This is a genomic window from Streptomyces sp. NPDC102274, assembly GCF_044766385.1.
Taxonomy (GTDB): Bacteria; Actinomycetota; Actinomycetes; order Streptomycetales; family Streptomycetaceae; genus Streptomyces.
This window is the reverse complement of sequence record NZ_JBIWLW010000006.1, coordinates 308,720-331,150: the sequence shown is the minus strand read 5'-3', so window position 1 is coordinate 331,150 and position 22,431 is coordinate 308,720. Positions and strand designations below refer to the sequence as shown.

Below are 22,431 nucleotides of genomic sequence, written 5' to 3'. Positions count from 1 at the left end.
CGACGAAGCGGTCGCGGCGGCCTCTTAGCCTGTGGTCATGCACACCGTGGCCGTACTGGCGCTCGACCGGGTCATCCCCTTCGACCTGTCCTCACCGATCGAGGTCTTCTCCCGTACCCGGCTGCCCGACGGCCGGGCCGCCTACCGGGTCGTGGTCTGCGCGGTCTCGGCCGGGGCCGAGGTCGACGCCGGGCCGTTCACGCTGCGGGCGCCGTACGGCCTCGACGTGCTCGCCGAGGCCGACACGATCATCCTGCCCGGTACGGACGACCCGGCCGCCCCGGTGCCCCCGGACGTACTCGACGCCCTGCGCGCCGCCGCCGCGAGCGGCACCCGTATCGCTTCCGTGTGCACTGGCGCCTTCATCCTCGCCGCCACCGGGCTGCTCGACGGGCTGCGCGCCACCACCCACTGGGTGGCCGCTCCGCTGCTGGCCGCGCGCCATCCGGCGGTCACTGTCGACCCCGATGTGCTGTATGTCGACAACGGCCAGTTCCTCACCTCGGCCGGGGCCGCCGCCGCGCTCGACCTGTGTCTGCACCTGATCCGCAAGGACTACGGCTCCGCCGTCGCCGCCGACGCGGCCCGGCTGTCGGTCATGCCGCTGGAACGGGAGGGGGGCCAGGCGCAGTTCATCGTCCATGACCAGCCTCCGGTGCCCGCCGGGGCCACGATGGAGCCTCTTCTGCGGTGGATGGAGGAGAACGCGGGGCGTGAGCTGACCCTCAAGGACATCGCCGCGCGGGCGGCGACCAGTACACGGACCCTGAACCGGCGGTTCCGGGAGCAGACCGGGACGACTCCGTTGCAGTGGCTGCACCGGGCCCGTATCCGCCAGGCCCAGTACCTGCTGGAGGCGACCACGCACCCGGTCGACCGCATCGCGACCCAGGTGGGGTTCGGGTCACCTACTGCCTTCCGTGACCGGTTCAAGCGTGTCGTCGGCACCAGTCCGCACGGGTACCGGGCCGCTTTCCGGCACGGATGAAGCGGCGGCCGTGGCGCGGTTTGTGTCAGTTCCGGTGTTTCCGGAGGGCTCGGGTGTTTCTGCTGGTGTCATCCGCTATCTAGTATCTAGCGAGGGGACCCGCGCCTTTGGGCGTGGGGGGGAATCGCTTCTCCGTGCTGCTCTGATCTCACCTCGCGCGTGCTCCGTGCCGAGTTTCCGCACCTGAAGTCGCAGATGCCCACGCTGTGGTCGTTGTCGTTCTTCGTGGCCTCTGTCGGCGCGGTCGGCGCGGATACGGTGGAGAAGTACATCAACACCCAGTGGGAACGATCCTGGACGAAGGAGCAGAAGGAGGAAGCCGAGCGTGCATCGCGCGTATAAGTTCCTCCTGCGCCCCACCGCCCGCCAGACACAAGCCCTGTCCGAGGTGGTCTTTCAGCGCGGGCGGCTTTGAGCGCGGGCGGCCTTCAGCGCGACGCGCAAGTGGCCGTCGGAGTCGGTGAGGAGCGAGGCGGCGGTGGGTCCGTCGACGGCGCCGAGGATGGTGAGGATGGCGTTCTTCACTTCGCCGTCGGTGGCGGCGAGCGCGGCCTCGATCTCGTCGTCCGACGCGCCCGTGGCGAGCGAGACGATCCGCCGGGAGCGAGCGCGCAGCTTCTCGTTGGAGGCGCGGACGTCGACCATGAGGTTCCCGTACGTCTTGCCGCGCCGGATCATGGTGATCGTCGAGAGCATGTTGAGGACCAGTTTCTGCGCCGTACCGGCCTTGAGGCGGGTGGAGCCGGTGAGCAGTTCGGGGCCTACGACGATCTCGATGCCGTGCTCGGCGGCGGCGGCCAGCGCGCTGTCCGCGTTGCAGGAGAGCCCGATGGTGAGCGCACCGAGGCTGCGGGCGTGCTCGACGGCGCCGATCGCGTACGGGGTACGGCCGGAGGCGGAGATACCCACGACCGTGTCCTCCGCGCTGAGCTTTATGGCGGTCAGATCGGCGGCCGCCAGCTCCTTGGAGTCCTCGGCCCCTTCGACGGCCGTCACCATCGCGCCGGGGCCGCCCGCGATCAGGCCGATGACCTCCTCGGGGTCGGTGTTGAAGGTGGGCGGGCACTCGCTGGCGTCCAGCACGCCGAGCCGGCCCGCCGTACCGGCGCCCGCGTAGATCAGCCGGCCGCCACGGGCCGCGCGCTCGGCGGTGGCGTCGATGGCGGCGGCGATCCGGGGGAGCTGGGCGGCGACGGCGGCGGGGACGGTGCTGTCCTCGCCGTTCATGATGCGGGCGATGTCGAGCGTGGGCAGCTGGTCGATCTCGGCGAGCTCCGGGCGGAACGCCTCGGTGGTGAGGGTTTCGAGCTGCGCGCGGAGTTCGCCGTACTGGGAGGTCATGGAGGAGTGGCTCTTTCTGCTGGGTGAGCGGTATGCGGGTGCCGTTGCGGGTGGCGTCGGTGAGAATCGGTCAGCGGGTGTTGCGTGGGCTGTGGCGGTGCGCGAGCGCCTCGTACGACGCGGAGAGCGCGGGCGCGGCCGTCTCGTACGTACGCTGCGCCACGCCTATGAACAGGCAGTCGACGACGAGCAGTTGGCTCGTGCGGCTCGACATGGCGGCCGGACGCAGCTCGCTCTCGCGGGCGGTGGAGGTGGTCAGGACGTGGTCGGCGTACTGAGATACGGGAGCGTCGGGGCGGCCGGTGATCGCGACCGTCGTCGCGCCCCGGTCGAAGGCGACGCGGAGCGGCTCGATGACATCGCCGGTGGAGCCGGAGTGGGTGATCGCGATCGCGACGTCGCCGGCGCGGAGCTGTACGGCGTTGGTGACGGCGAGGTGCGGGTCGGAGTGGGCATGGGCGATCAGTCCGATGCGCAGCAGCTTCTGGGCGAGGTCCATGCCGACGAGGCAGGAGGCGCCGACGCCGTAGATGTCGATACGGCGGGCGGCGGCGGCAGCGGTGACGACCGCGCCGAGCTGGACGGTGTCGAGTCCGGCGGCGGTGTCGGCGAGCGTCTGCTGTTCGTCGTAGGCGAGCTTGGCGACGACGTCGGCGATGGGGTCGTCCACGGCTATGTCGGCGGTGACGGAGGGGGCGCGGCCGGACTGCTGCTGGGCGGCGAGACCGGCGAGCGCGAGGCGCAGATCGCGGTAGCCGGGGTAGCCGAGGAGGCGGGCGGTACGGACCACGGTGGCCTCGCTCGTACCGGTCAGCTCGGCGAGACCGGTGACGGTGAGGGCGGCGCAGCCGGCGGGGTCACCGGCGACGGCCTCGGCGACGAGCTGCATGGAACGGGTCATGGTCGGCGCGAGGGTCCGCACCTTGGCGGCCAGGGCGGCGGGGGCGGGCGGGGGCTCACCGCTGAAACTTTCCTTCACGTCTGAGGTCACTTCTGAAAGATATTTTCGGAATTCGGCGGTCGTCAACCCCTCGCCGTCACCGACAATGGCTGAATGGACGACCCGAACCGTGATGTGAACGCAGATGCGAACGCTGATGTGAACCCGTTGGAGCAGGCGCTGCACGCCGCCCGTGCCTTGGTGCTGGCCGACCTGGCGGCGGGCGATGTCGCGCGTGCCGAGGTCGTGTCGCTGGTGGAGGACTCGGTGTCGCACCGGCGCTGGTGGGTCGAGCAGTGGCCGGAGGGCGTCGCGTACGTGGCCGGGCTGGTGGCGCAGGACGTACAGGACGCGTTGTTGGAACGGTACGGACGGTGGCCGCTGTGCCCGGTCTGCCCCGAGGCCGGACCGGACGGCCCGCACGCACCGGAGGACGGCCCGCACGCGCTGGATGTGGAACCGGAGCTGGGGCCCGATCCGCACTGGGTGTGCGGGAAGGCGGGGGTGGTGGTCGCGGCGGTGGGCGCGCTCGGGTCGCGAGGGGAGACAACCACTCCGTGACGGTCTATATCGATCCGCCGACCTGGCCGGGGCACGGCCGTATGTGGTCGCACCTGGTCAGCGACGACTCGTTCGGCGAGCTGCACGCCTTCGCCGCGTCCATCGGCTGCCCGGCACGCGCCTTCGAGCGCGACCACTACGACGTACCGGCGGACCGCTACGGGGACGCGGTGCGGGCGGGCGCGGTGGAGATCGGCTCCAAGGAGCTCGTACGCAGGATTACGAAGGCGGGACTGCGGCGGCCGAAGGGGCGCCCGGCGGCGTAGGTCCTGTCAGGTCGCCCGGCGGCTTGGCCGACTGGCCGGCTCGGTCGGTCTCGTCCGGGAGAAACCAGGTCTCGGCCTCGTGGCGCATACCGAGGGAGGTGGCCTTGAGAGCGACCGTGCGGAAGGGCAGCCCCAGCCGCATGGCCACGGTGGCGAGGGTGGGAAGCGAGATCTCGACCGCGTAGTCGATGTCGACGATCGGCTCTTCTCCGCGCGAGAGGACGTCGATCAGGTCCGCTTCCGCCTTCCGCTCCTGGAGCCGGCTGTCGGGGATCTCCGCGACGTCGTAGCCGAAGTCCGTGAGCGATCGCGCGACAACCTCCGGAGGGCGTCCCAGGTGCTCGGCCACCGCGTAGAGCTGCGTGGGGGAGATCACGGTCTGATCGTCCTCGTCGGGCAGGCTCCACCGGAGCGCGTCGAGGTCATGTTCCCTGACTCGGTCGAGCAGCGACTGATCCGGAGCGCAGCGGTACCCCAGACCGCTCAGTCTGGCGACCGCTTCCGTCATGGAGAGAGTGGAACGGGCCGCCCGCTCCGCGATCGCGCTGAGCCCCATCGGGCGATCGGGCTCGGGCCATGCCCTGCTGGACGACGGTTCGTATCGCGCGTACAGGAAGTTGACGTCCTGTTTACTCAGCGACGGCCCGTCGGCGGGGACTTCGGGGACCTCGAAGCCGAGCGCGCGCAACCGTACGGCGACCTCCTCCGGTGTCTGCCCGGTGCGGTGCGCCACCCCCACCACATGAGGCAGCGGGACTCGACGGTCCACATTGAGGGAGATGCCGTTGTAGACGAGCAGGGCCCATTCGTCGTCGTGGAACGTCCGCTCCGGTGTGTACTGGGAGGGCACGGAGAAGCCGGTGTCCCTCAGCAGGCCGACGACCGCGTGGGTGGTCGCACCGGAGGTGCGTGCCACGCTGATGAGCTGGGCATAGGTGATCTCCCGCGCCTCGTCCAGCGGTACCGGATCCGCGTGCAGACCCCACAGACTCCGCAGCACCTCGCGGTCCTCCGCGGTCCAGGCGTCGGAGTTCGGATACTCCGAGGGAACGGTGAAGCCCAGCTCCCTGAGCCGGTCGGCCGCTTCGAGAGTTGATTTCTTGGCCAGCGCCGCACTGAAGCAGAGCTGAGCCACCGACAGCTCGCTGCCGGGCTTCAGCCAGTCCTCGGCCGTGCCCAGCTTGCGGAGCAGAGGGAGATCCTGCCGTCCGACCTCCTCGCTGCCCGTCGGGGGAACGACTTGATAGCCGAGGGATGTCAGACGCTCCGCGACGTCCCCGGCGGTGCGTTCGGTGCTCGCCACCAGATGGAAGATGTCGTCGAGGGTGACCACCTGCTCGGGGTCGCGCCACTTGGTCATTTCGTAGGCGCTCAACGCACCGGAGTCCAGGACGAACCGGGAAGCACTGACAAATCTCTGCGTGTTGTCCGGTCCGGCGAGCCACTCCTTGTATTTCCTGGCCCAGTTGAGCGTGATGTGCAGACCGTCGGCGGTGACCAGTAGATGGTCCGACGGCCGTGCGCACGGCAGCGCGGGCGCGGACCGCGCCGCATCGGTCAGGGAATCACCCAGACCCGCCCGGTAGAGCGTGAGCAGTCTCCAGCGCAGTACGGGCGCGGGGACAGTGCGCAGGTACGACGGCCCGTGTGTCTCGCGGGCCGCCGGGTACTGACCGGTGACGAGCGGCAGAAGCATCTGATCGGGACGGAAGAAGCCCAAGGCGTCGAAGGGCCGTTCGGTGTCCCCCACGGGCCAGGGCACACCACTCGTCCGGGCGCGTTCGGCCACCTCGTCCGCGAAACGGATCGAGGAGAGGCTGACCTCGACCAGCCAGTCCGTGGTGAGGAGCGGTAGCGCGGTGGAGAACAGGCTGGGCAGCGCTTCGCTCAGCAGCGCGTCGACATGGTCCTCGTCGTTCGAGCGGATCGTCTTGCGGTCGACGCTCAGCTCCGGCTGGTGCTGTTCGCGGAGATTGACCACCGCGCCATAGCGTTCCTCTGTGCTGCTGGTGATGTTCCTGGTGGTGGTGAACGCACCAGTCTCCGCGAGCAGGCCGTCCGCGAGGAAATAGCCCGTCCCGTCGACCCACCAGACGTCCGGGTTCCGTGACGGATAGCAGGCGCCGGAGCGCAGGAACATGTCCGAGTCGTCCGCCCAGGCCAGCTCGGGACCGCTGGCCGAGAGCTGCCCCGGCTCCCACTCGTGCCGTCGCGAGCCGTGCTCCGCGCTCGTACGGTACGGAGCCAGCCACAACACCCTCTGCAATGTGTCCACGCAGGACACGCGCTCCTTGTGGTCGGTCAGCAGCAGCCGCACCGTTGTGCCGGAGTCCGTGCCCGGCCCCAGGTCATCGACGCGGAACAGGTTTCCCGGGCCCGCGATCTTCACCTGGTACTTGTGGCCGGGGCGGCCGTCGCGGCCCATGCGGCACGTCGTCACCTCGATCTCGTCCGCCAGCATGAAGTAGCTGAGCACGCCGATGCCGAAACGGCTGTTGGGGTGCAGCTCGATGCGTGGTTCGCCCAGCTCGGCCCAGGCGGTCTGTTCCTCGATGTACTCCGGCAGGTCGACGAAGCGCGCGCCGCCCTGGGAGAAGACGTTGCGCAGCTCGTCGATGCCCATGCCGACGCCGTTGTCCCGGCACTCCAGGTACGGGCGGCCCTGGGCGTCGGCCTTCTGGACGAACTCGATGACGCCGTCCCACCGCGTGGGCATCTCGCCGGTCCTGCGCAGGAACTCCGTACGGCGGTCCCGGTAGCGCACGGCGTCCAGGGCGTTCTGGTACAACTCCCGGATCGCCAGTTCGCGTTCGCCGTACAGCTCCTCGCCCATCAGCAGTTCCTGCACCCGGTCCTCGGCCAGCTGGAAGCGGATGCCGTCGGCGAGATGGTTGGGGGTGTTGCCGCTGAGCCTGACGCGGTCGGCGTCTGCGTACGGGGGCAGGGAGCGCAGCGGGGCGAGCGCGGACGTCCGGTTGATGTCGCGGAGCAGCCCGTCCACGCGGCGGGCGTGCTCGCGCAGGGCGATCTGGACGGCCGGGTGTCCGCAGACCGCGTTCAGGGAGCGGCCGAGGCCCGAGGTGCGCCAGTTGGAGCCGCGGATCGTCGTCAGCAGATCGCCGAGGTGCACGCTGTCGGAGATCCCGATGTGCTCGACGAGGATCTCGGGCAGGTCCACCGGATCCACGGCGAACGCCTGGGCGGCCTTGGTGAGGGACGCGACGAGGGATTCGCGTACCTCGTGTTCGTCTCTGGTGCTGGCGGCGATGACGTCGTAGTCGCCGTCGCTGTGCTCGGTACGGTCCGGCCGGTCCGGTTCACCCGCCCGGCCGGTGGCGCGGCGGGGTACGGCGAACGGCGCCGCCCGCAGGTCCTGGAGGAAGCGCATGAAGCGTTCGCCCGACAGGGCGTCCGTCACCCACTCCGGGCACTCCGGGCCGCCCGGCGGCGGGCCGAGCAGCGTCTTCAGGGTCTGGGACGCGTACAGCTCGGGCTGCCGGATCAGCCAGCGGTGGAACAGCCACCATCGGATGCGTTCCGCCGAACCGTCCGAGACACCGCGCTGCTCCAGGGTGCGCAGCCGGCGCTGGAGGCGGGGGAACCCCTGGGCGAACTTGCCGAAGCGGTCGCGCTCGGGGGTGGACTGATCGGCCGGGCCGGCGGTGACCACGGGTGCCCGCTGGGCGGCCTCGTGCGTCCAGAACGCCTGGCCGAGCAGCGGCAGCAGGACCGTCAACGCGCCTTCGGTCGGGGAGAGTTCCGTACCGGCGGCCAGCCGGCCGGTGAGGAAGCCCAGCCGGTCCTGGGCGCGCTTGGCCAGCTCGGCGTCGTGCCACGGGTCGTCCCGCAGCGTGGCCGCCGCTGTCTCGTACCCCTCGGCGAGCCGGGCGGCGAGGGTGGCGCAGACCTCCTTGAGCGCCTCGCGGGCTGCGCCCGGGGCGGTGCGTTCCCATACGGGGTGGGTGGCGGTGCTGCGTACCCAGGGATGTTCGGCGGCGTCCCGGGCGGGGCCGGGCAGTACCGTGAACTCCTGCCAGGGGATGTCGGTCTCGGCCCTGAGCCGCTGGACCGGCTGCGTCTTGCCGTACGCCGTGTGCAGTGCGGTCACCCGGCGCTGCACCTCGTCCAGGAACTCGCCCATGTGCAGGGTGTGCGGCACAGCCGACACGACGTCCGAGACGGCGCGCGAGAAGAGGCTGAACGAGTCCTTGGGCCGGGTGTTGGCGGCGTCGGCGTGCTGGGGGAGGACGGCCTCGGACTCGTCCACGTACAGCGCGTACTGGGCCTTGGAGCACGCGTACACGTACGCGACCTTGCGGCGGAGTGTCGCGGCGATCTTGGGGCGTTCCCAACCGGGCATCCTGGTGGGGGACTTGGCCCGGCGGGCCGACCCCTCCCGGCAGGCGTCGATGAGGAAGACCACCTGGCCGGCGGGGGAATCCTCCAGTTCCTTCTGCCAGCCGATCTCGACGCAGCTCTCGGCGAACGGTTCGCTCTCGTAGTAGGCGTCCTCAGGAACGAGATAGTCCCGGCCGTCGAAGTGCACCCCATGGCCGCTGAGCATGATGAACAGGGTGTCGCCGCGGCCGGCCTCGCGCAGGAAGCGCAGGACGTGGCGGTTGACGGCGTTCGGGGTGATGCCGCGCTGGGACTCGGCGATCTCCACTGGGCGGAAACCCCGGTCGGAGAGCGCGCCCTCCAGCCGCTGGAGGTCGTCGCGGACGAAGGGCAGCGAGCGGATCGTCTCGTCGTCGTACTCGCTGGCTCCGATCAGGAGAGCCTTGTGACGTGGCATGGAGCCGCTACGACGGGCGCTTGAACGTCAGAGTCAGACCACGGGTCCCCTGCACCTGGCCACTGCCGATCAGTTGGATGCCGCCGGTGGCGGTGACCTGGAAGGAGAGCTGGGCCTCGGCGAGCGGCAGCGCGCCGCCGCGGTCGGCGACCTCCTCGAAGACCTTCTGGAGGGCGTCGACCGTATCGGCGAGATTCTTGCGGAGGGGGCCGAGGGGGACGGAGCGCAGGACGGCCTCGCCGTCGTGCCGGAAGAGGCCGCCCATGGCGTTGCCTTCCTCGCCCTCCTCCTCCACGACGTCGACCCAGAACGGCAGCGTCTGTCCCTCGGTCCCGTCCGGCGCGTGCTGCGACATCCCGGTCTCCGCCCCCTGAAGCTGATGGTGCCTCAACTCTAGATTGCCGAGGGGGGCGTGGGGAGTGATACGTAACAGACGGCGGGCGTCCGGGAGTGTGAGGCTCAGCAGTCCGCGGCAGCGGTGTCCGGCTCGTTGCGTGCGCTCGCCCGGTCCCCGGCGCGTTTGGCGGACTCGGCGGACTCGGCGGACGAGGCGAGGAGCGAGCCCGCGACCACCCGGCTGCCCGCTGTCGCACGGTGGTAGCGCAGCGAGAGCACCGCCAGGCCGATCGCGACGACCGTCATCGCCGCGCCCGCCCAGGCCGTCGAGGCGAAGCCGAAGTCCGCGTCGATGACCGTGCCGCCGAGCCAGGGACCGCCGGTGTTGCCGAGGTTGAAGGCGGCGGTCGTGGTGGCGCCCGCGAGAGTGGGGGCCGCGGCGGCGATGTTGAACATCCGGGCGTTGAGGGCCGGGGCCGTGAAGAACGCCGAGAAACCGAGCAGGAAGGTCAGCGTGATGACGGCGACCGGGTGCGAGGCGGTGAGCGCCAGCAGGGCGAGCAGGACCGTCGACGCGATGACACCGCTGATCATGACGCCGAAGAGATGCGCGTCCGCGAACCGGCCGCCGAGCGCCGTACCGACCAGCGCGCCGACACCGAAGAGCCCGAGCACGGTCGGCACCCAGCCGCTGTCGAGGCCGGTCACGTCCGTGAGCAGCGGGGCGAGATACGAGAACGCGCAGAAGACACCGCCCGCCGAGAGCGCGGTGACGGCGATCGAGAGCCAGACCTGACGGTCGCGGTAGATGGTCAGCTCCCGCTTGAGCCGCGGCTTCTCGTCGGGTAGCGGGATACGCGGGATGAGCGTGACGACACCGGCGAGCGCGACCGCGGAGGCCGCGCCGACCGCCCAGAACGCCGAGCGCCAGCCGAGGTGTTCGCCGAGGAACGCGCCGGCCGGGACGCCGAGGACGTTCGCGATGGAGAGCCCGCCGATCATGACGGCCATGGCGCGGGCGCGCGCGTTGTGCGGGACCATCGCGATGGCGACGGCCGCGCCGACCGCCCAGAACCCGGCACAGGCGAACGCGCTGATGACGCGGGACGTGAAGAGGATCTCGTACGTCGGGGCGAGGGCGCCCGCGACCTGGCCGAGGCCGAAGACCGAGATCAGGGCGATGAGTGTGGTGCGGCGGGGAAGGCGCTGGGTGGCGACGGCGAGCAGGGGCGCGCCCACCACCATGCCTATCGCGAAGGCGGATATCAGGAGCCCGGCCGTGGGGATGGAGACGTTCATGTCGTCGGCGAGGGGCGGCAGCAGGCCCGAGAGCATGAACTCGCTCGTACCGAGGGCGAAGACGGAGAGGCCGAGGATGTAGACGGCGAGCGGCATGCGGGTCGGGGCGGCGGTCCGGGACGGGTCCTGGGGCAGGCCCTGGGGCCGTTCCCGGTCCTGGGGCGTGGGCAGGTCCGGGGACGGGAGCGGCTTCGTCGGCGAGGAATCGGCGGAGTCGGGCATGACAGGTGGCAACGCCCGTCCCGGCCGTCGCATTCCGTCGGCTCTCAGCCGGTGAGACGGGTGAGACCGCGCAGCTCGTCGGCCAGGTTCGCGCGGGCGCGCGCCTCCCATTCACGCGCGCCGTACGGGGTACGGAACAGCGCGGGCAGGGCGAGCAGTTGCTCCAGCACGGCGGCCCTGCCGGTGCGGAAGGCGTCGTCGGGGACGAAGCCGTACTCCTCCCGTACCGCCGCCGTGTACGCCGCGTACGCGTCGGGGCCGACGGCCAGGACGGCGAGATCGGCGTCACACAGGACGGCGCCGTCGCGGTCGCCGGGTGCGGCGGCGTGGGTGGTGGTGAGACGGACGAGCCGGGCGACCTCGCGCGTACGGTCGTCGCTCAGCCCGGCCTCGGGGAGGGCGCGTTCGGCGAGGCGGGCGGAGCGCTCCTCGTTCTCGGAGCGGTCGGGGCGGTAGACGGCGTCGTGGAACCAGGCGGCGAGCCGTACGACGTCGGGATCGTCGGCGTACTCGGCGAGCGTGTCGATGTGGTTCAGGACGGCGAGCAGATGATCGGTGGTGTGGTACCGGCGCTGGGGTTCGGACCAGCGGGCGAGGAGGCGGTCGGCGTACGCGTACGGGTCGGGGCCCTCGGCCCCCTCGGCCCTCCCGGCTTCCTCGGCTCCCTCCCGGAGTGCGAGAAGCGTGGTCGCGAACCGGCTGCGCAGATCAGATGCGGGCATGGGACGACGATAGAGCCGGGCCCCGGAACGGGGGTTCCGGGGCCCGGCGGACATAGTTCGCGCGGTTGTCAGGCGGCCTTGAATCCGCGGAGTCGGAGGCTGTTGCCGACGACGAAGACGGAGGAGAAGGCCATGGCGGCGCCGGCGATCATGGGGTTGAGGAGTCCGGCGGCGGCGAGGGGGAGTGCGGCCACGTTGTAGGCGAAGGCCCAGAAGAGGTTGACCCGGATGGTGGTGAGCGTGCGGCGGGCGAGTCGGATGGCATCGGCCGCGGCGCGCAGGTCGCCGCTGACGAGGGTGAGGTCGCCGGCTTCGATGGCGGCGTCGGTGCCGGTGCCCATGGCGAGTCCGAGGTCGGCCTGGGCGAGGGCGGCGGCGTCGTTGACACCGTCCCCGACCATCGCGACGGTGCGGCCTTCGGCCTGGAGCTTCTTGACGACGTCGACCTTGTCCTCGGGCATGACGTCGGCGATGACATGGTCGGGGTCGATGCCGACTTCCTTGGCGACGGTGTGGGCGACGGCCTTGTTGTCGCCGGTGAGGAGGAAGGGAGTGAGGCCGAGGGCGCGCAGGCGGCGGATGGCTTCGGGGCTGGTGTCCTTGACGGCGTCGGCGACTTCGAGGACGGCGCGGGCCTGACCGTCCCAGGCGACGGCGATGGCGGTGCGTCCGGCGGCCTCGGCGGCTTCCTTCGCGCGTGCCAGGTCCTCGGGGAGGTGGATCTCCCACTCGGCGAGGAGTTTTGTGCGGCCCACGAGGACGGCGTGGCCTTCGACGATGCCCTGGACTCCGAGGCCGGGGATGTTGGCGAAGTCCTCGGGGGTGGGGAGCGCGCCGGTCCGCTCGGCGGCGCCGGCGGCGACGGCCTGGGCGATGGGGTGTTCGGAGGCGTGCTCCAGCGCGCCGGCCAGACGCAGGACCTCGCTCTCGTCCGTGTCGCTGGTGGTGTGGATGGCGAGAAGGGTCATATGGCCGGTGGTGACGGTGCCGGTCTTGTCGAGGACGATGGTGTCGGCGCGGCGGGTGGATTCGAGGACTTCGGGGCCCTTGATGAGGATGCCGAGCTGGGCGCCCCGGCCGGTGCCGACCATGAGGGCGGTGGGGGTGGCCAGGCCCAGGGCGCAGGGGCAGGCGATGATCAGAACGGCGACGGCGGCGGTGAAGGCGGCGGTGAGCCCGGCGTCGTTGCCGAGCCAGAAGCCGAGGGTGGCCAGGGCCAGGGCTATGACGACGGGGACGAAGACGGCGGAGATTTTGTCGGCGAGGCGCTGGGCGGCGGCCTTGCCGTTCTGGGCGTCTTCGACCATGCGGGCCATGCGGGCGAGCTGGGTGTCGGCGCCGACGCGGGTGGCTTCGACGACGAGGCGGCCCCCGGCGTTGAGGGTGGCACCGGTGACGGGGTCTCCGGTGCTGACTTCGACGGGGACGGACTCGCCGGTGAGCATGGAGGCGTCGATGGCGGAGGAGCCCTCGACGACGGTGCCGTCGGTGGCGATCTTCTCGCCGGGGCGGACGAGGAAGTGGTCACCGGTCCGGAGCTGCGCGGTGGGGACGGTCACTTCGGTGCCGTCACGCAGGACGGTGACTTCCTTGGCGCCGAGTTCGAGCAGCGCCCGCAGGGCCGCGCCGGCCTTGCGCTTGGAGCGGGCTTCGAAGTAACGGCCGGCGAGGATGAACGCGGTGACGCCGGCGGCGGCTTCGAGGTAGATGTTGCCCGCGCCGTCGGTGCGGGCGATGGTCAGCTCGAAGGGGTGGGTCATGCCGGGGGCGCCGGCGGTGCCGAAGAACAGCGCCCACAGGGACCAGAGGAACGCCGCCGAGGTGCCGACGGAGATGAGGGTGTCCATGGTGGCGGCGCCGTGGCGGGCGTTGGTGAAGGCCGCGCGGTGGAAGGGCCAGGCCGCGTAGGTGACGACGGGGGCGGCGAGGGTGAGGGAGAGCCACTGCCAGTAGTCGAACTGGAGGGCGGGGATCATCGCCATCGCTATCACCGGCACGGACAGGATGACGGCGGTGGTCAGCCGCTGCCGCAACGGCCGTAGCTCCGCGTCCGCCGAGTCCGGTGTGTCCGGGGTGCCGGAGGCGTGGGTGTCCGTCTGGACGGGGGCGGGTGGGGTGGCGGTGTAGCCGGTGGCTTCGACGGTGGCGATCAGGTCCTCGACCGCGACGTCCTGGCCTCGGTAGCTGACCTTGGCCTTCTCGGTGGCGTAGTTGACGGTGGCCTCGACCCCGTCCATCCGGTTCAGCTTCTTCTCGATCCGCGCCGCGCAGGAGGCGCAGGTCATACCGCCGATCATGAGCTCGACTTCGGCGGCTGTGCCGGTGCCGGCGGTGCCGGCTGCGGTCTGTGTGGGGCTCATGGCTGGCGGCTCCTTCTCCTCGATCGAAAGCATCCTACCCCCTAGGGGTATCTCACTCCTCTATGTATACCCCCATGGGGTATACAACGCAAGGGGCTGCGTGGGTGCGCTGATGCGCGCGGGCGGGGAGGCCCCGTAGGCTTGATATTGGACTAGACCTATATTTGGGTCCCGTCCAGTCATGTTCTTGATCCGCCTGCATACCTATGAATGAGGTCCCATGAGTAAGCGTGCACTCCTGGAGGTGATCGCTCTCGACGCGGAGGACGCGGTCGCCGCCCGGAACGGGGGCGCGGACCGCCTTGAACTCGTCACCGACATGGCGGCGGACGGGCTGACCCCACCCCGCGAGACCTTCGCGAAGATCCGGGCCGCCGTCGACATCCCGCTGAGGGTGATGCTGCGGCTGGCCGACGGGTTCGCGGCGGGCGGGCCGGGCGGCGCGGACGCCCTGGTCGAGGTGGCGCGGGGGCTGCGGGCCGAGGGGGCGGACGAGTTCGTCTTCGGCTTCCTCGACGTGGACGGGATGCCGGACCTGGTGACGGTGGAACGCCTGCTCGCGGAAGTGGACGGCTGCCGGTGGACCTTCCACCGCGCGATCGACCGCGCGACGGACCGGGACGCGCTCCGTAAGCGGCTGGCGGATCTGCCGGGCCTGGACACGTACCTCACGGCGGGCTCGGCGGCGGGCGTGGACGACGGGCTGCCGACGCTGCTGGCGGAGGCGGCGGCCGGGGCGCGTGGGGAAGCGGGGTACGGGGCGAGGCTGATGGTCGGCGGCGGGCTGCGGCTGGACCACTTGGGGGCGCTGCTGGCGGCGGGGGTGGACGCGTTCCACATCGGGGGCGCGGCGAGGCCGGGGGGATGGGCGGGGTCGGTGTCGTCGGACGCGGTGCGGGGGTGGCGGGCGCGGCTTGACGCGTAGCGCCGTCCGGCGGGGGTCGTTGTCCGGCCGCGTTTCGGCTGGGGTCGGTGGTGCGGTGCGCCGTCCGGCGGGGGCCGCGGTACGGGGTGCGTTTCGGCTGGGGCCGGTGGTGCGGTGCGGGTTGTCGCCGGGTGGCGCTCCGGGCCTCGCGCCCGGGACGGCATGATTTGCGGCGCGTGACGGGCCACAGTCGGGGCGCGGGCGGTCGCGCGCCACACATCACGCTTTAGTGTCCCGGACACGACCCCCGCGCGCCCCCCTTCACCGCCCGCACAAGCCACGGGGTCGTGCGCGGGGCGGGCGGAGGCGGTGGCATCCTCCCGTACCGAGCCCGATCGCTCCGCCAGGACGGGCGAAGTAGCCAGGCTCTGGCCGCACCGGCCCCCTCACCCCCGCCGAGATGGCGAGTGGCCGGGGCCACCGGGCCGCACCCACCCCCAACCCCCCCAGCCGTGCGGCGAGTGGGAGCCGACCGCCGGGGGGAGGGGGGCGGGGTCGCAGGAGGTGCGTGTCCGGACGTAAAGCGTCGCAGCTCGCGCGGAGCGCGGTGACCACGCGACGGAGTCGCATATCGATCGCAGCGCAGTCCGGACACGGACCTCCGGAGGCCCCGGGCCCCGGCACCCGCACCCCGCACCCGCACCCCGCACCGCGCCCGCCCCCCGCCGGAGGCGCACCGCACCCGCACCCCGCACCCCGCACCCGCCCCCCGCCGGACGGCGCACCGCACTCGCCCCCCGCCGGACGGCGCACCGCCGGAGGCGCTACCTCGCGGACAGCGACGCCGGCAGCTCCGCCGCATGCAGGACGATCAGGCCCGACACCGCCCGCGTCAGGGCCACGTACAGCCGCCGCAGCCCCGTCCGCTCGTCCGGTTCGCCGTCGACCACCGCCGTCGGCTCGTCCAGGACCACGTAGTCGTACTCCAGGCCCTTCGCGAGGGACGCCGGGACCAGCGTCAGCCGGGCCTCGGCCGTCGTCTCCTCGCCCGGGGAGAGATACGGCAGCCCGGCCGCCGTCAGCGCCTCCCGCAGCGCCGGGATACGGGCGTCCGCCGTGATCAGGCCCGTCGAGCCCTCGTGCGCGAGTGACTCCACGCAGGCCGCGACGACCGCCTCGTCGAGACCCGCCGGCCCCGCGACCGGCCGTACCGAGAGCGACCCCGGTGACTCCCGTACCGACGCCACCTCCGCCAGCCCCGGCGCGATCGACGGCAGCAGTCTCGACGCGTACGCGATCACCTCGCGCGGCACACGGAAGCCCGCCGTCAGCTCCTCCACCACCGCGTCGGTCTTGCCCAGGTGCCGCAGCGCGTCGGTCCAACTCGCCGTCGCCCATGGCGTCGTCCCCTGCGCCAGGTCGCCCAGTACCGTCGCCGAGCCGGTCGAGCAGCGGCGGCCCACCGCGCGGTACTGCATGGGGGACAGATCCTGCGCCTCGTCGAGCACCACATGTCCCAGCGAGTGGGTACGGGCGATCAGATCGCCCGCCTCGTCGATCAGTACCGCGTCCGCCGCCGACCACTTCGCCGACTTCACGCTCCGCACCGGCTTCGTCCACAGGATCGTCTTCTGCTCGTCGGGCGTGAGGACGCCCTCGGCCTGCGCCGCGAGGAACTCCGCGTCGGAGAGCAGCCGCAGCACCAGCTTCGCCGGATCGACCGGCGGCCAGATCGCCTTCACCGCCGCCTTCACCGCCGGGTTGCGGGCCACCGCGTCCTGCACCCGGTCGTCGGGCGCCTCGCCCGACTCCTCCATCCGTACGAGCACGGCGTGCGCGATCCGCTGCGGGAGGGCCTCGCGCGCGGCGCCGTACCGCATGTCCCGGGCGAGCAACTGCTCGACGAACTCTTCGAGTTCGTACGCCGGCACCCGCCACCGCCGCGAGCCGCGTACGACCACGACCGGCTCGGTCGGGGGCGTGACATGGGACCGTACGGCCCGTCGGAGGACCTCCGCCATGCGGGCGTCGCCCTTGATGACGGCGGCGGGCGCCGGGTCCGTGCCGCGTACGTCCACCGAGGCGACCAGATCGTCCACCGTCGCCTGCTTCACCTCCAACTCGCCCAGCGCGGGCAGGACTTGCTCGATGTAGTGGAGGAAGGAGGCGTTCGGGCCGATGACGAGCGTGCCGGTACGGGCCAGCCGCTCGCGGTGCGCGTACAGCAGATACGCGACCCGGTGCAGGCCCACGGCGGTCTTGCCGGTGCCGGGGCCGCCCTGGACGCAGACGGTGCCGCCGAGGCCGCTCCGTACGATCTCGTCCTGCTCGGGCTGGATCGTCGCGACGATGTCGCGCATCGGGCCGACGCGCGGCCGTTCGATCTCGGCCTGGAGCAGCTTGCTGGAGTGCGCGGCCTCGGCCGGGTCGGAGAGGTGCTCGTCCTCGTACGCGGTGATGTCGCCGGCCGTGTAGCCGAAGCGCCGGCGCAGTCCGACGTCCAGCGGGTCCTTCTTGGAGGCCCGGTAGAACGGCTGGGAGGCGGGGGCGCGCCAGTCGATGACCATGGGATCGCCGTCGGCGTCGTGGACATGGCGCCGGCCGATGTGCAGTGTCCTATAAGCCGCCTTCGGCGGCGGGCGCTCGCCCTCGGCGCCCTCGGCCTCATCCGCGCCCACGGGGTGCAGATAGTCGAGGCGGCCGAAGAAGAGCGGGGTGTGGGAGAGATCGGCCAGCGCCTTGATGCGGTCCTCGATCTGGGCCTCCAGGACGGCGGCGTTGACCCAGTTCGCGGTGACGTCGCGGATGTCGAGCGCCTGGACGTCCTCGCGCATGGTGCGGAGGGCGGAGCGGGAGGCGGCGAGGTGGGAACGTTCCCGTGCCAGGGGGTCCAGCGGATCCAGGGGGTCGGCGGGGGGCGTGGCGGGGTCAGGGGCGTGCGCGGACACGGTGGTGCCTCCGGGGGCTTTACGCAGGCCGACGGGGCGCGACCCGTCGGGCGACGGGCGGCGGGTGGCCGTTCGGCGTGGATCACGTCATGGCGGTGGGCCGTCCGGTTTCCGTCCGGACGACGGCGCTCCGCGAGGGAGGCGGGCAAGGTGGGCGATTGTAGCCAGCGGGTGACGGGGAGGCGAATGGTTTTCCGCGAGGGGCAGGCTCGGGGGCTGCTGCCGGGCGTGCGTACGGTCCGGCGGGACCTCTAGGGCGTGTCTGACACATCCCGCCTGGCTCGCGGCGTCTGGCACGCGCGCTCGCTGCGTTGTCGGGCCCGTCCACGTAGCTCCGCTACGAGGACGACCCTCTGCCTTGCGATCGCACGCACCAGACGCCGTGAGCCCCGCCCTCCGGGCGGACGGCGCTATTTATCAGACACGCCCTAGGCGGCGGGAGCGCGTCCATCCTCCGGGCCATCGGCGGCCTCCGTCTCGTAGGGGATGCCGTTGGACCGGAGTCGTACACGGCCTCGCACGAGGCTCAAACCCGGGAGCGATGACTCACACGGCGCACGTGCCCATCATGGATGTATGAGTACAGCGACCTTCACCCCGGCCCATGCCCCGCACGGTTCGCCGCTTCCCGGCGCGACCGCCACGGGCTCCGTTCCCCACCACACCCACCATGTCGGCAACGCGCTGCGCGCCATCAAGGTCTTCGTGAGCACGGCGTTCAGAGTGGCCGTCCTCGGGGAGTACGCGGAGGAGGCGGGTATCAAGCGCCGTTGATCCGTATCGCGCCGACAGCGCGCCGCCTCGTCCCGCCGCGCTCCTGAGTAACGCCTCTGATCCACTAGGGTCGCGGCCGTGACCTACCGGACCGTGACGCCTCGTTCACTCGCCGCAGTGGGCGCGCTCGCCCTGTCGCTGGCCGCACTCGCCACTCTCTGCGTCGCCCGGCGCATCCCCATGGCCGACACACTCGTCTACCGTGCGGAAGGCGCTGCCGTCGTGCACGGCACCGATCTCTACGGTTTCACGGTCACCCAGTGGCAACTTCCCGCCACCTACCCGCCGTTCGCCGCGATCCTCTTCGTACCCACCACCTGGCTGCCCGTCGACGCCCTCAAGGTCGCGTTCGTCATCGGGAACGCCGCGCTGCTGGCGCTGCTCGTACGGCTGTCCTGGCGGTTCGCGGGGATGCCCGCCGGTCCCGTGCCGCTGCTCGCCGCCGTCGCCGTCGGGCTCTGGCTCGAACCCGTCTTCCAGACCGTCCTCTTCGGACAGATCAACCTCGTACTCGTCTGCCTCGTCCTGTGGGACCTGTCGAGACCCGAGCACGCGCTCGGCAAGGGGTTCGCCCTCGGTGTCGCGGCGGGCATCAAGCTGACTCCGGCCGTCTTCATCGTGTATCTGCTGGTGACCGGGCGCGTACGGTCCGGACTGATCGCCCTGGCCTCCTTCACCGGCACCGTGCTGCTCGGAGCGCTCGTACTGCCCGAGGCGAGTGGCGAGTTCTGGACGACGCGCCTCTTCGAGACGGGCCGGGTCGGCAAGGCGTGGATCGTCGACAACCAGTCACTGCAAGGGATGCTGGGGCGCCTCCTGCACACCCCGGAACCGGGCGTGGCGTGGGCGGTGGTCGCCGGTGTCACGGCTGTCGCCGGGCTGTGGATCGCGCGGCGGGCCGTCGTACGGGCCGGGCTGGAGACCTGGGGCGTGCTGGTCATGGCGCTGACCGCGCTGCTCGTATCGCCGATCAGCTGGTCGCACCACTGGGTGTGGTGCGTACCGCTGCTGGCGGTGCTGATCGCGGAGCGCCGGTTCCGTACGGCCGCGGCGGTCGGGGTGGTCTGGACGGCGCGCAGTTTCTGGATCGTGCCGCACGACGGCGATCTGGATCTCCGGCTGCCGTGGTGGCAGCAGCTGCCGGCGTCGCCGTACCCGCTGTTCGCGCTGGGGCTGCTGGCGTTCGCGGTGTGGCGCACGGGCGCGGGGGCGGGCAAGGACGGCTCCGCCCTCGTCCTTCCGGTGCAGCGCGCGGAGGCCGGCTCGGGGGTGAGTACGACGTCGGGTACGGGGTGAGTACGGGCGTCGAGGCGAGAGGGCCGGAGGCCCGGCCGCGCTCTCGGCTCTCGGCACTCGCTCCCAGCTCTCAGTTCTCCGCCAGCAGCTCGTCCGCGTCCACGATCCGGTACGCGTAGCCCTGCTCCGCCAGGAACCGCTGGCGGTGCGCCGCGAAGTCCTGGTCGATCGTGTCGCGCGCGACCACCGAGTAGAAGCGGGCCTCGTGGCCGTCCGCCTTCGGGCGCAGGACACGGCCCAGGCGCTGGGCCTCCTCCTGACGGGAGCCGAACGTACCCGAGACCTGGATCGCGACCGTCGCCTCCGGCAGATCGATCGAGAAGTTCGCGACCTTCGACACGACCAGCACCGAGATCTCGCCCTGCCGGAACGCCTCGAAGAGCTTCTCGCGCTGCGCGTTGCTGGTCTCGCCCTTGATGACGGGGGCGTCCAGATGCTCGCCCAGCTCGTCGAGCTGGTCGATGTACTGGCCGATGACGAGCGTCTGCTCGCCCCGGTGCTTGCGTACCAGCGCCTCCGTCACCTTCCGCTTCGTCGCGGTCGTCGCACAGAAGCGGTACTTCTCCTCGGTCTCGGCCGTCGCGTACGCCAGCCGCTCGCTGTCGGTCAGATTGACCCGTACCTCGACACAGTCGGCCGGAGCGATATAGCCCTGTGCCTCGATCTCCTTCCAGGGCGCGTCGAACCGCTTCGGCCCGATGAGCGAGAAGACGTCCGACTCGCGGCCGTCCTCCCGTACGAGCGTCGCCGTCAGCCCGAGGCGGCGCCGTGCCTGGAGGTCGGCGGTGAACTTGAAGACCGGCGCGGGCAGCAGATGCACCTCGTCGTAGATGACCAGGCCCCAGTCACGGGAGTCGAACAGCTCCAGGTGCGGATAGATGCCCTTACGGCGGGTGGTCAGCACCTGGTACGTGGCGATGGTGACCGGGCGGATCTCCTTCTTCGTACCGCTGTACTCGCCGATCTCGTCCTCGGTCAGTGACGTGCGTTTCACCAGCTCGTGCTTCCACTGGCGGGCCGAGACGGTATTGGTCACCAGAATCAGCGTCGTCGCCTTGGCCTCCGCCATCGCACCGGCCCCGACCAGCGTCTTTCCCGCGCCACAGGGCAGCACGACCACACCCGAGCCGCCATGCCAGAACCCCTCGACGGCCTGCTTCTGGTACGGGCGCAGCGCCCAGCCCGACTCGTCCAGCTCGATGGCGTGCGCCTCGCCGTCGACATAACCGGCGAGATCCTCGGCCGGCCAGCCCAGCTTGAGGAGCGTCTGCTTGATCTGGCCGCGCTCCGAGGGGTGGACGGCGACGGTGTCCGGGTCGATGCGGTTGCCGACCAGCGGCTGGACCTTCTTGGACCGGAGGATCTCCTCCAGCACGGGACGGTCGGTGGAGGTCAGGACCAGGCCGTGGGAGGGGTGCTTGGAGAGGGTGAGCCGCCCGTAGCGGGCCATCGTCTCGGCGACATCGACGAGCAGAGCGTGCGGCACGGGATACCGGGAGTACTCCACGAGCGCGTCGACCACCTGCTCGGCGTCGTGCCCGGCGGCGCGGGCGTTCCACAGCCCGAGCGGGGTCAGCCGGTAGGTATGGATGTGCTCGGGCGCGCGCTCCAGCTCGGCGAAGGGCGCGATGGCGCGGCGGCAGGCATCGGCCTGCTCGTGGTCGACTTCGAGCAACAAGGTCTTGTCGCTCTGGACGATGAGGGGTCCGTTCACGCGCGGCTGCCTTTCGGGATGGCTCTGCACGGCCAAATGACCAGTGGCCAAATGACCAGTGTCGCGCATCTTCGACGGATCGGGGACGGGGGCGCGTATCCGGGGGGCGGGACGGCGTATCCGGCGCACGGGCCGCGTATCGGGAGCGGGGCCGCGTATCCGCGGCCGGCGGGGGCACCCGGGGTCTATGACCGCGGAGAAGGAAAGGCCCAAGCCGGCGAAGGCGGCCCCCGGGGCCCCCGGGGGAATCCCGTGGGGGCGTGCCGCGCGTGCTGTGCTGCGGATGCTCATCATGACGGTGGCGCTGGTCGCCCTGACGGGGTTCGCCGCGGTGCTGGCCGAACTCACTCTGACGCCGTCCCCCGCGTCCGAGGACATCGCGGGGGCCAATCTCAGGCCAGGACACTCGCTGAGGCAGTACGCGGAGGACTACACGTTCCTCGCCGCGTGCAAGCAGATCGGCGGCAATCTGCTGATGGGGGCGCCTTTCGGGCTGATCCTTCCGGTGCTGGTGCCGCGCAGGCTGCGGCTGGTGCGGGTGGTGGCGCTGACGGGTGTGGTGACGGTGCTGGTGGAGCTGGCGCAGGGGGCGGTGGTGCGGGGGCGGGCGTTCGATGTGGACGACGTGATCCTGAACACGGGTGGTGCGGTGATCGCGTATGTGCTGGTGGGGAGGGTGATTGGGCGGCGGTTCCACGCGTTGGGCGCGCGGGGCGCGGCGGGCGCGCCGGGTGCGGGAGGCGCGGGTGGTGCGGCGGGCGCGCGGGGTGCGGGTGCGGGTGCGTCCGCCGGGCGGAAGTCGGCGCCTGCGGCGGCTTGGCGTGAGCGGCTCGGCAGGCTGGGGCGGCGCTGATGGGGGTGTGGTGCGCCTCCGGCGGGGGTGCGGTGCGCCGTCCGGCGGGGGTGCGGGTGCCGGGTGCGGGGTGCCGGGGCCCGGAGCCTCCGGAGGTCCGTGTCCGGACTGCGCTGCGATCGATATGCGACTCCGTCGCGTGGTCACCGCG

At 71.5% G+C, this 22,431-nt stretch carries 16 protein-coding genes and 1 pseudogene; 8 read left to right on the top strand and 9 right to left on the bottom strand.

Annotated features, from left to right (window positions below; all coding sequences use genetic code 11):
* Positions 1-37 precede the first annotated feature (37 nt).
* Together ACIRQP_RS11750 and ACIRQP_RS11745 are read left to right on the top strand one after the other, a co-directional pair.
* The gene (locus tag ACIRQP_RS11750; RefSeq protein WP_403887103.1) at positions 38-988 is read left to right on the top strand and encodes a GlxA family transcriptional regulator; all 951 of its coding nucleotides are present in this window, start codon (positions 38-40) and stop codon (positions 986-988) included.
* Between the two features lie 150 nt (positions 989-1,138).
* Positions 1,139-1,330, top strand: a pseudogene (locus tag ACIRQP_RS11745) (transposase); the annotation flags it as partial.
* A gap of 54 nt (positions 1,331-1,384) precedes the next feature.
* Here the strand turns inward: ACIRQP_RS11745 and murQ are convergent.
* Positions 1,385-2,329 carry an N-acetylmuramic acid 6-phosphate etherase gene (murQ, locus tag ACIRQP_RS11740; protein ID WP_403887100.1) on the bottom strand — a complete coding sequence of 315 codons (945 nt, stop codon included), beginning with the start codon at positions 2,327-2,329 and terminating at the stop codon, positions 1,385-1,387.
* 70 nt (positions 2,330-2,399) lie between these two features.
* Complete coding sequence (locus ACIRQP_RS11735) at positions 2,400-3,320, bottom strand: MurR/RpiR family transcriptional regulator (RefSeq protein WP_403887097.1); 921 nt, start codon at positions 3,318-3,320, stop codon at positions 2,400-2,402.
* 63 nt (positions 3,321-3,383) lie between these two features.
* Between ACIRQP_RS11735 and ACIRQP_RS11730 the strand changes: the two genes are divergently transcribed.
* Both ACIRQP_RS11730 and ACIRQP_RS11725 read left to right on the top strand, forming a co-directional pair.
* Positions 3,384-3,830 (top strand): hypothetical protein, encoded by a 447-nt coding sequence (locus ACIRQP_RS11730; RefSeq protein ID WP_403887094.1) that lies wholly within the window; start codon positions 3,384-3,386, stop codon positions 3,828-3,830.
* The gene (locus ACIRQP_RS11725; protein ID WP_403887091.1) at positions 3,827-4,096 is read left to right on the top strand and encodes a DUF4031 domain-containing protein; all 270 of its coding nucleotides are present in this window, start codon (positions 3,827-3,829) and stop codon (positions 4,094-4,096) included. The genes ACIRQP_RS11730 and ACIRQP_RS11725 overlap by 4 nt, the downstream gene beginning before the upstream one ends.
* Here the strand turns inward: ACIRQP_RS11725 and ACIRQP_RS11720 are convergent.
* The 5 genes from ACIRQP_RS11720 to ACIRQP_RS11700 form a co-directional block, all read right to left on the bottom strand.
* Positions 4,050-8,891: a caspase family protein gene (locus ACIRQP_RS11720; protein WP_403887088.1), complete on the bottom strand. Its 4,842-nt coding sequence runs from the start codon at positions 8,889-8,891 to the stop codon at positions 4,050-4,052. The genes ACIRQP_RS11725 and ACIRQP_RS11720 overlap by 47 nt on opposite strands.
* Positions 8,892-8,898: 7 nt before the next feature.
* Positions 8,899-9,246: a hypothetical protein gene (locus ACIRQP_RS11715; RefSeq protein ID WP_403887086.1), complete on the bottom strand. Its 348-nt coding sequence runs from the start codon at positions 9,244-9,246 to the stop codon at positions 8,899-8,901.
* A gap of 104 nt (positions 9,247-9,350) precedes the next feature.
* A complete protein-coding gene (locus ACIRQP_RS11710; RefSeq protein ID WP_403887184.1) occupies positions 9,351-10,622 on the bottom strand; it encodes a Cmx/CmrA family chloramphenicol efflux MFS transporter in 1,272 nt (423 codons plus the stop codon).
* Between the two features lie 170 nt (positions 10,623-10,792).
* On the bottom strand, positions 10,793-11,470 hold the full coding sequence (locus ACIRQP_RS11705) for an HD domain-containing protein (protein ID WP_403887083.1): 678 nt from the start codon (positions 11,468-11,470) through the stop codon (positions 10,793-10,795).
* Between the two features lie 68 nt (positions 11,471-11,538).
* Complete coding sequence (locus tag ACIRQP_RS11700) at positions 11,539-13,830, bottom strand: heavy metal translocating P-type ATPase (protein WP_403887081.1); 2,292 nt, start codon at positions 13,828-13,830, stop codon at positions 11,539-11,541.
* A 220-nt stretch (positions 13,831-14,050) separates the two neighbouring features.
* Between ACIRQP_RS11700 and ACIRQP_RS11695 the strand changes: the two genes are divergently transcribed.
* Positions 14,051-14,755 (top strand): copper homeostasis protein CutC, encoded by a 705-nt coding sequence (locus tag ACIRQP_RS11695; RefSeq protein WP_403887079.1) that lies wholly within the window; start codon positions 14,051-14,053, stop codon positions 14,753-14,755.
* A gap of 764 nt (positions 14,756-15,519) precedes the next feature.
* On the opposite strand, the gene ACIRQP_RS11690 is transcribed toward ACIRQP_RS11695, so the two are convergent.
* Entirely contained in the window at positions 15,520-17,643 is a 2,124-nt protein-coding gene (locus ACIRQP_RS11690) for a HelD family protein (protein WP_403887076.1), read from the bottom strand.
* A gap of 576 nt (positions 17,644-18,219) precedes the next feature.
* Between ACIRQP_RS11690 and ACIRQP_RS11685 the strand changes: the two genes are divergently transcribed.
* Together ACIRQP_RS11685 and ACIRQP_RS11680 are read left to right on the top strand one after the other, a co-directional pair.
* Positions 18,220-18,417, top strand: a complete 198-nt coding sequence (locus ACIRQP_RS11685; protein WP_403887073.1) for a hypothetical protein — start codon at positions 18,220-18,222, stop codon at positions 18,415-18,417.
* Positions 18,418-18,495: 78 nt separating this feature from the next.
* Entirely contained in the window at positions 18,496-19,713 is a 1,218-nt protein-coding gene (locus tag ACIRQP_RS11680) for a glycosyltransferase 87 family protein (RefSeq protein ID WP_403887070.1), read from the top strand.
* Between the two features lie 70 nt (positions 19,714-19,783).
* Here ACIRQP_RS11680 and ACIRQP_RS11675 read toward each other — a convergent pair whose 3' ends face one another.
* Entirely contained in the window at positions 19,784-21,427 is a 1,644-nt protein-coding gene (locus ACIRQP_RS11675; protein ID WP_403887067.1) for a DNA repair helicase XPB, read from the bottom strand.
* Positions 21,428-21,614: 187 nt separating this feature from the next.
* Here ACIRQP_RS11675 and ACIRQP_RS11670 point away from each other — a divergent pair, with 187 nt between their 5' ends.
* Positions 21,615-22,280, top strand: a complete 666-nt coding sequence (locus tag ACIRQP_RS11670) for a VanZ family protein (protein WP_403887064.1) — start codon at positions 21,615-21,617, stop codon at positions 22,278-22,280.
* Positions 22,281-22,431: the final 151 nt, after the last annotated feature.

Excerpts from the sequence above, each read along its gene's own strand:
- ACIRQP_RS11750 (WP_403887103.1), top strand. The coding sequence starts at position 38 with ATGCACACCGTGGCCGTACTGGCGCTCGACCGGGTCATCCCCTTCGAC.
- murQ (WP_403887100.1), bottom strand. The coding sequence starts at position 2,329 with ATGACCTCCCAGTACGGCGAACTCCGCGCGCAGCTCGAAACCCTCACC.
- ACIRQP_RS11730 (WP_403887094.1), top strand. The coding sequence starts at position 3,384 with ATGGACGACCCGAACCGTGATGTGAACGCAGATGCGAACGCTGATGTG.
- ACIRQP_RS11720 (WP_403887088.1), bottom strand. The coding sequence starts at position 8,891 with ATGCCACGTCACAAGGCTCTCCTGATCGGAGCCAGCGAGTACGACGAC.
- ACIRQP_RS11715 (WP_403887086.1), bottom strand. The coding sequence starts at position 9,246 with ATGTCGCAGCACGCGCCGGACGGGACCGAGGGACAGACGCTGCCGTTC.
- ACIRQP_RS11710 (WP_403887184.1), bottom strand. The coding sequence starts at position 10,622 with ATGCCGCTCGCCGTCTACATCCTCGGCCTCTCCGTCTTCGCCCTCGGT.
- ACIRQP_RS11705 (WP_403887083.1), bottom strand. The coding sequence starts at position 11,470 with ATGCCCGCATCTGATCTGCGCAGCCGGTTCGCGACCACGCTTCTCGCA.
- ACIRQP_RS11700 (WP_403887081.1), bottom strand. The coding sequence starts at position 13,830 with ATGAGCCCCACACAGACCGCAGCCGGCACCGCCGGCACCGGCACAGCC.
- ACIRQP_RS11695 (WP_403887079.1), top strand. The coding sequence starts at position 14,051 with ATGAGTAAGCGTGCACTCCTGGAGGTGATCGCTCTCGACGCGGAGGAC.
- ACIRQP_RS11685 (WP_403887073.1), top strand. The coding sequence starts at position 18,220 with ATGAGTACAGCGACCTTCACCCCGGCCCATGCCCCGCACGGTTCGCCG.
- ACIRQP_RS11670 (WP_403887064.1), top strand. The coding sequence starts at position 21,615 with ATGACCGCGGAGAAGGAAAGGCCCAAGCCGGCGAAGGCGGCCCCCGGG.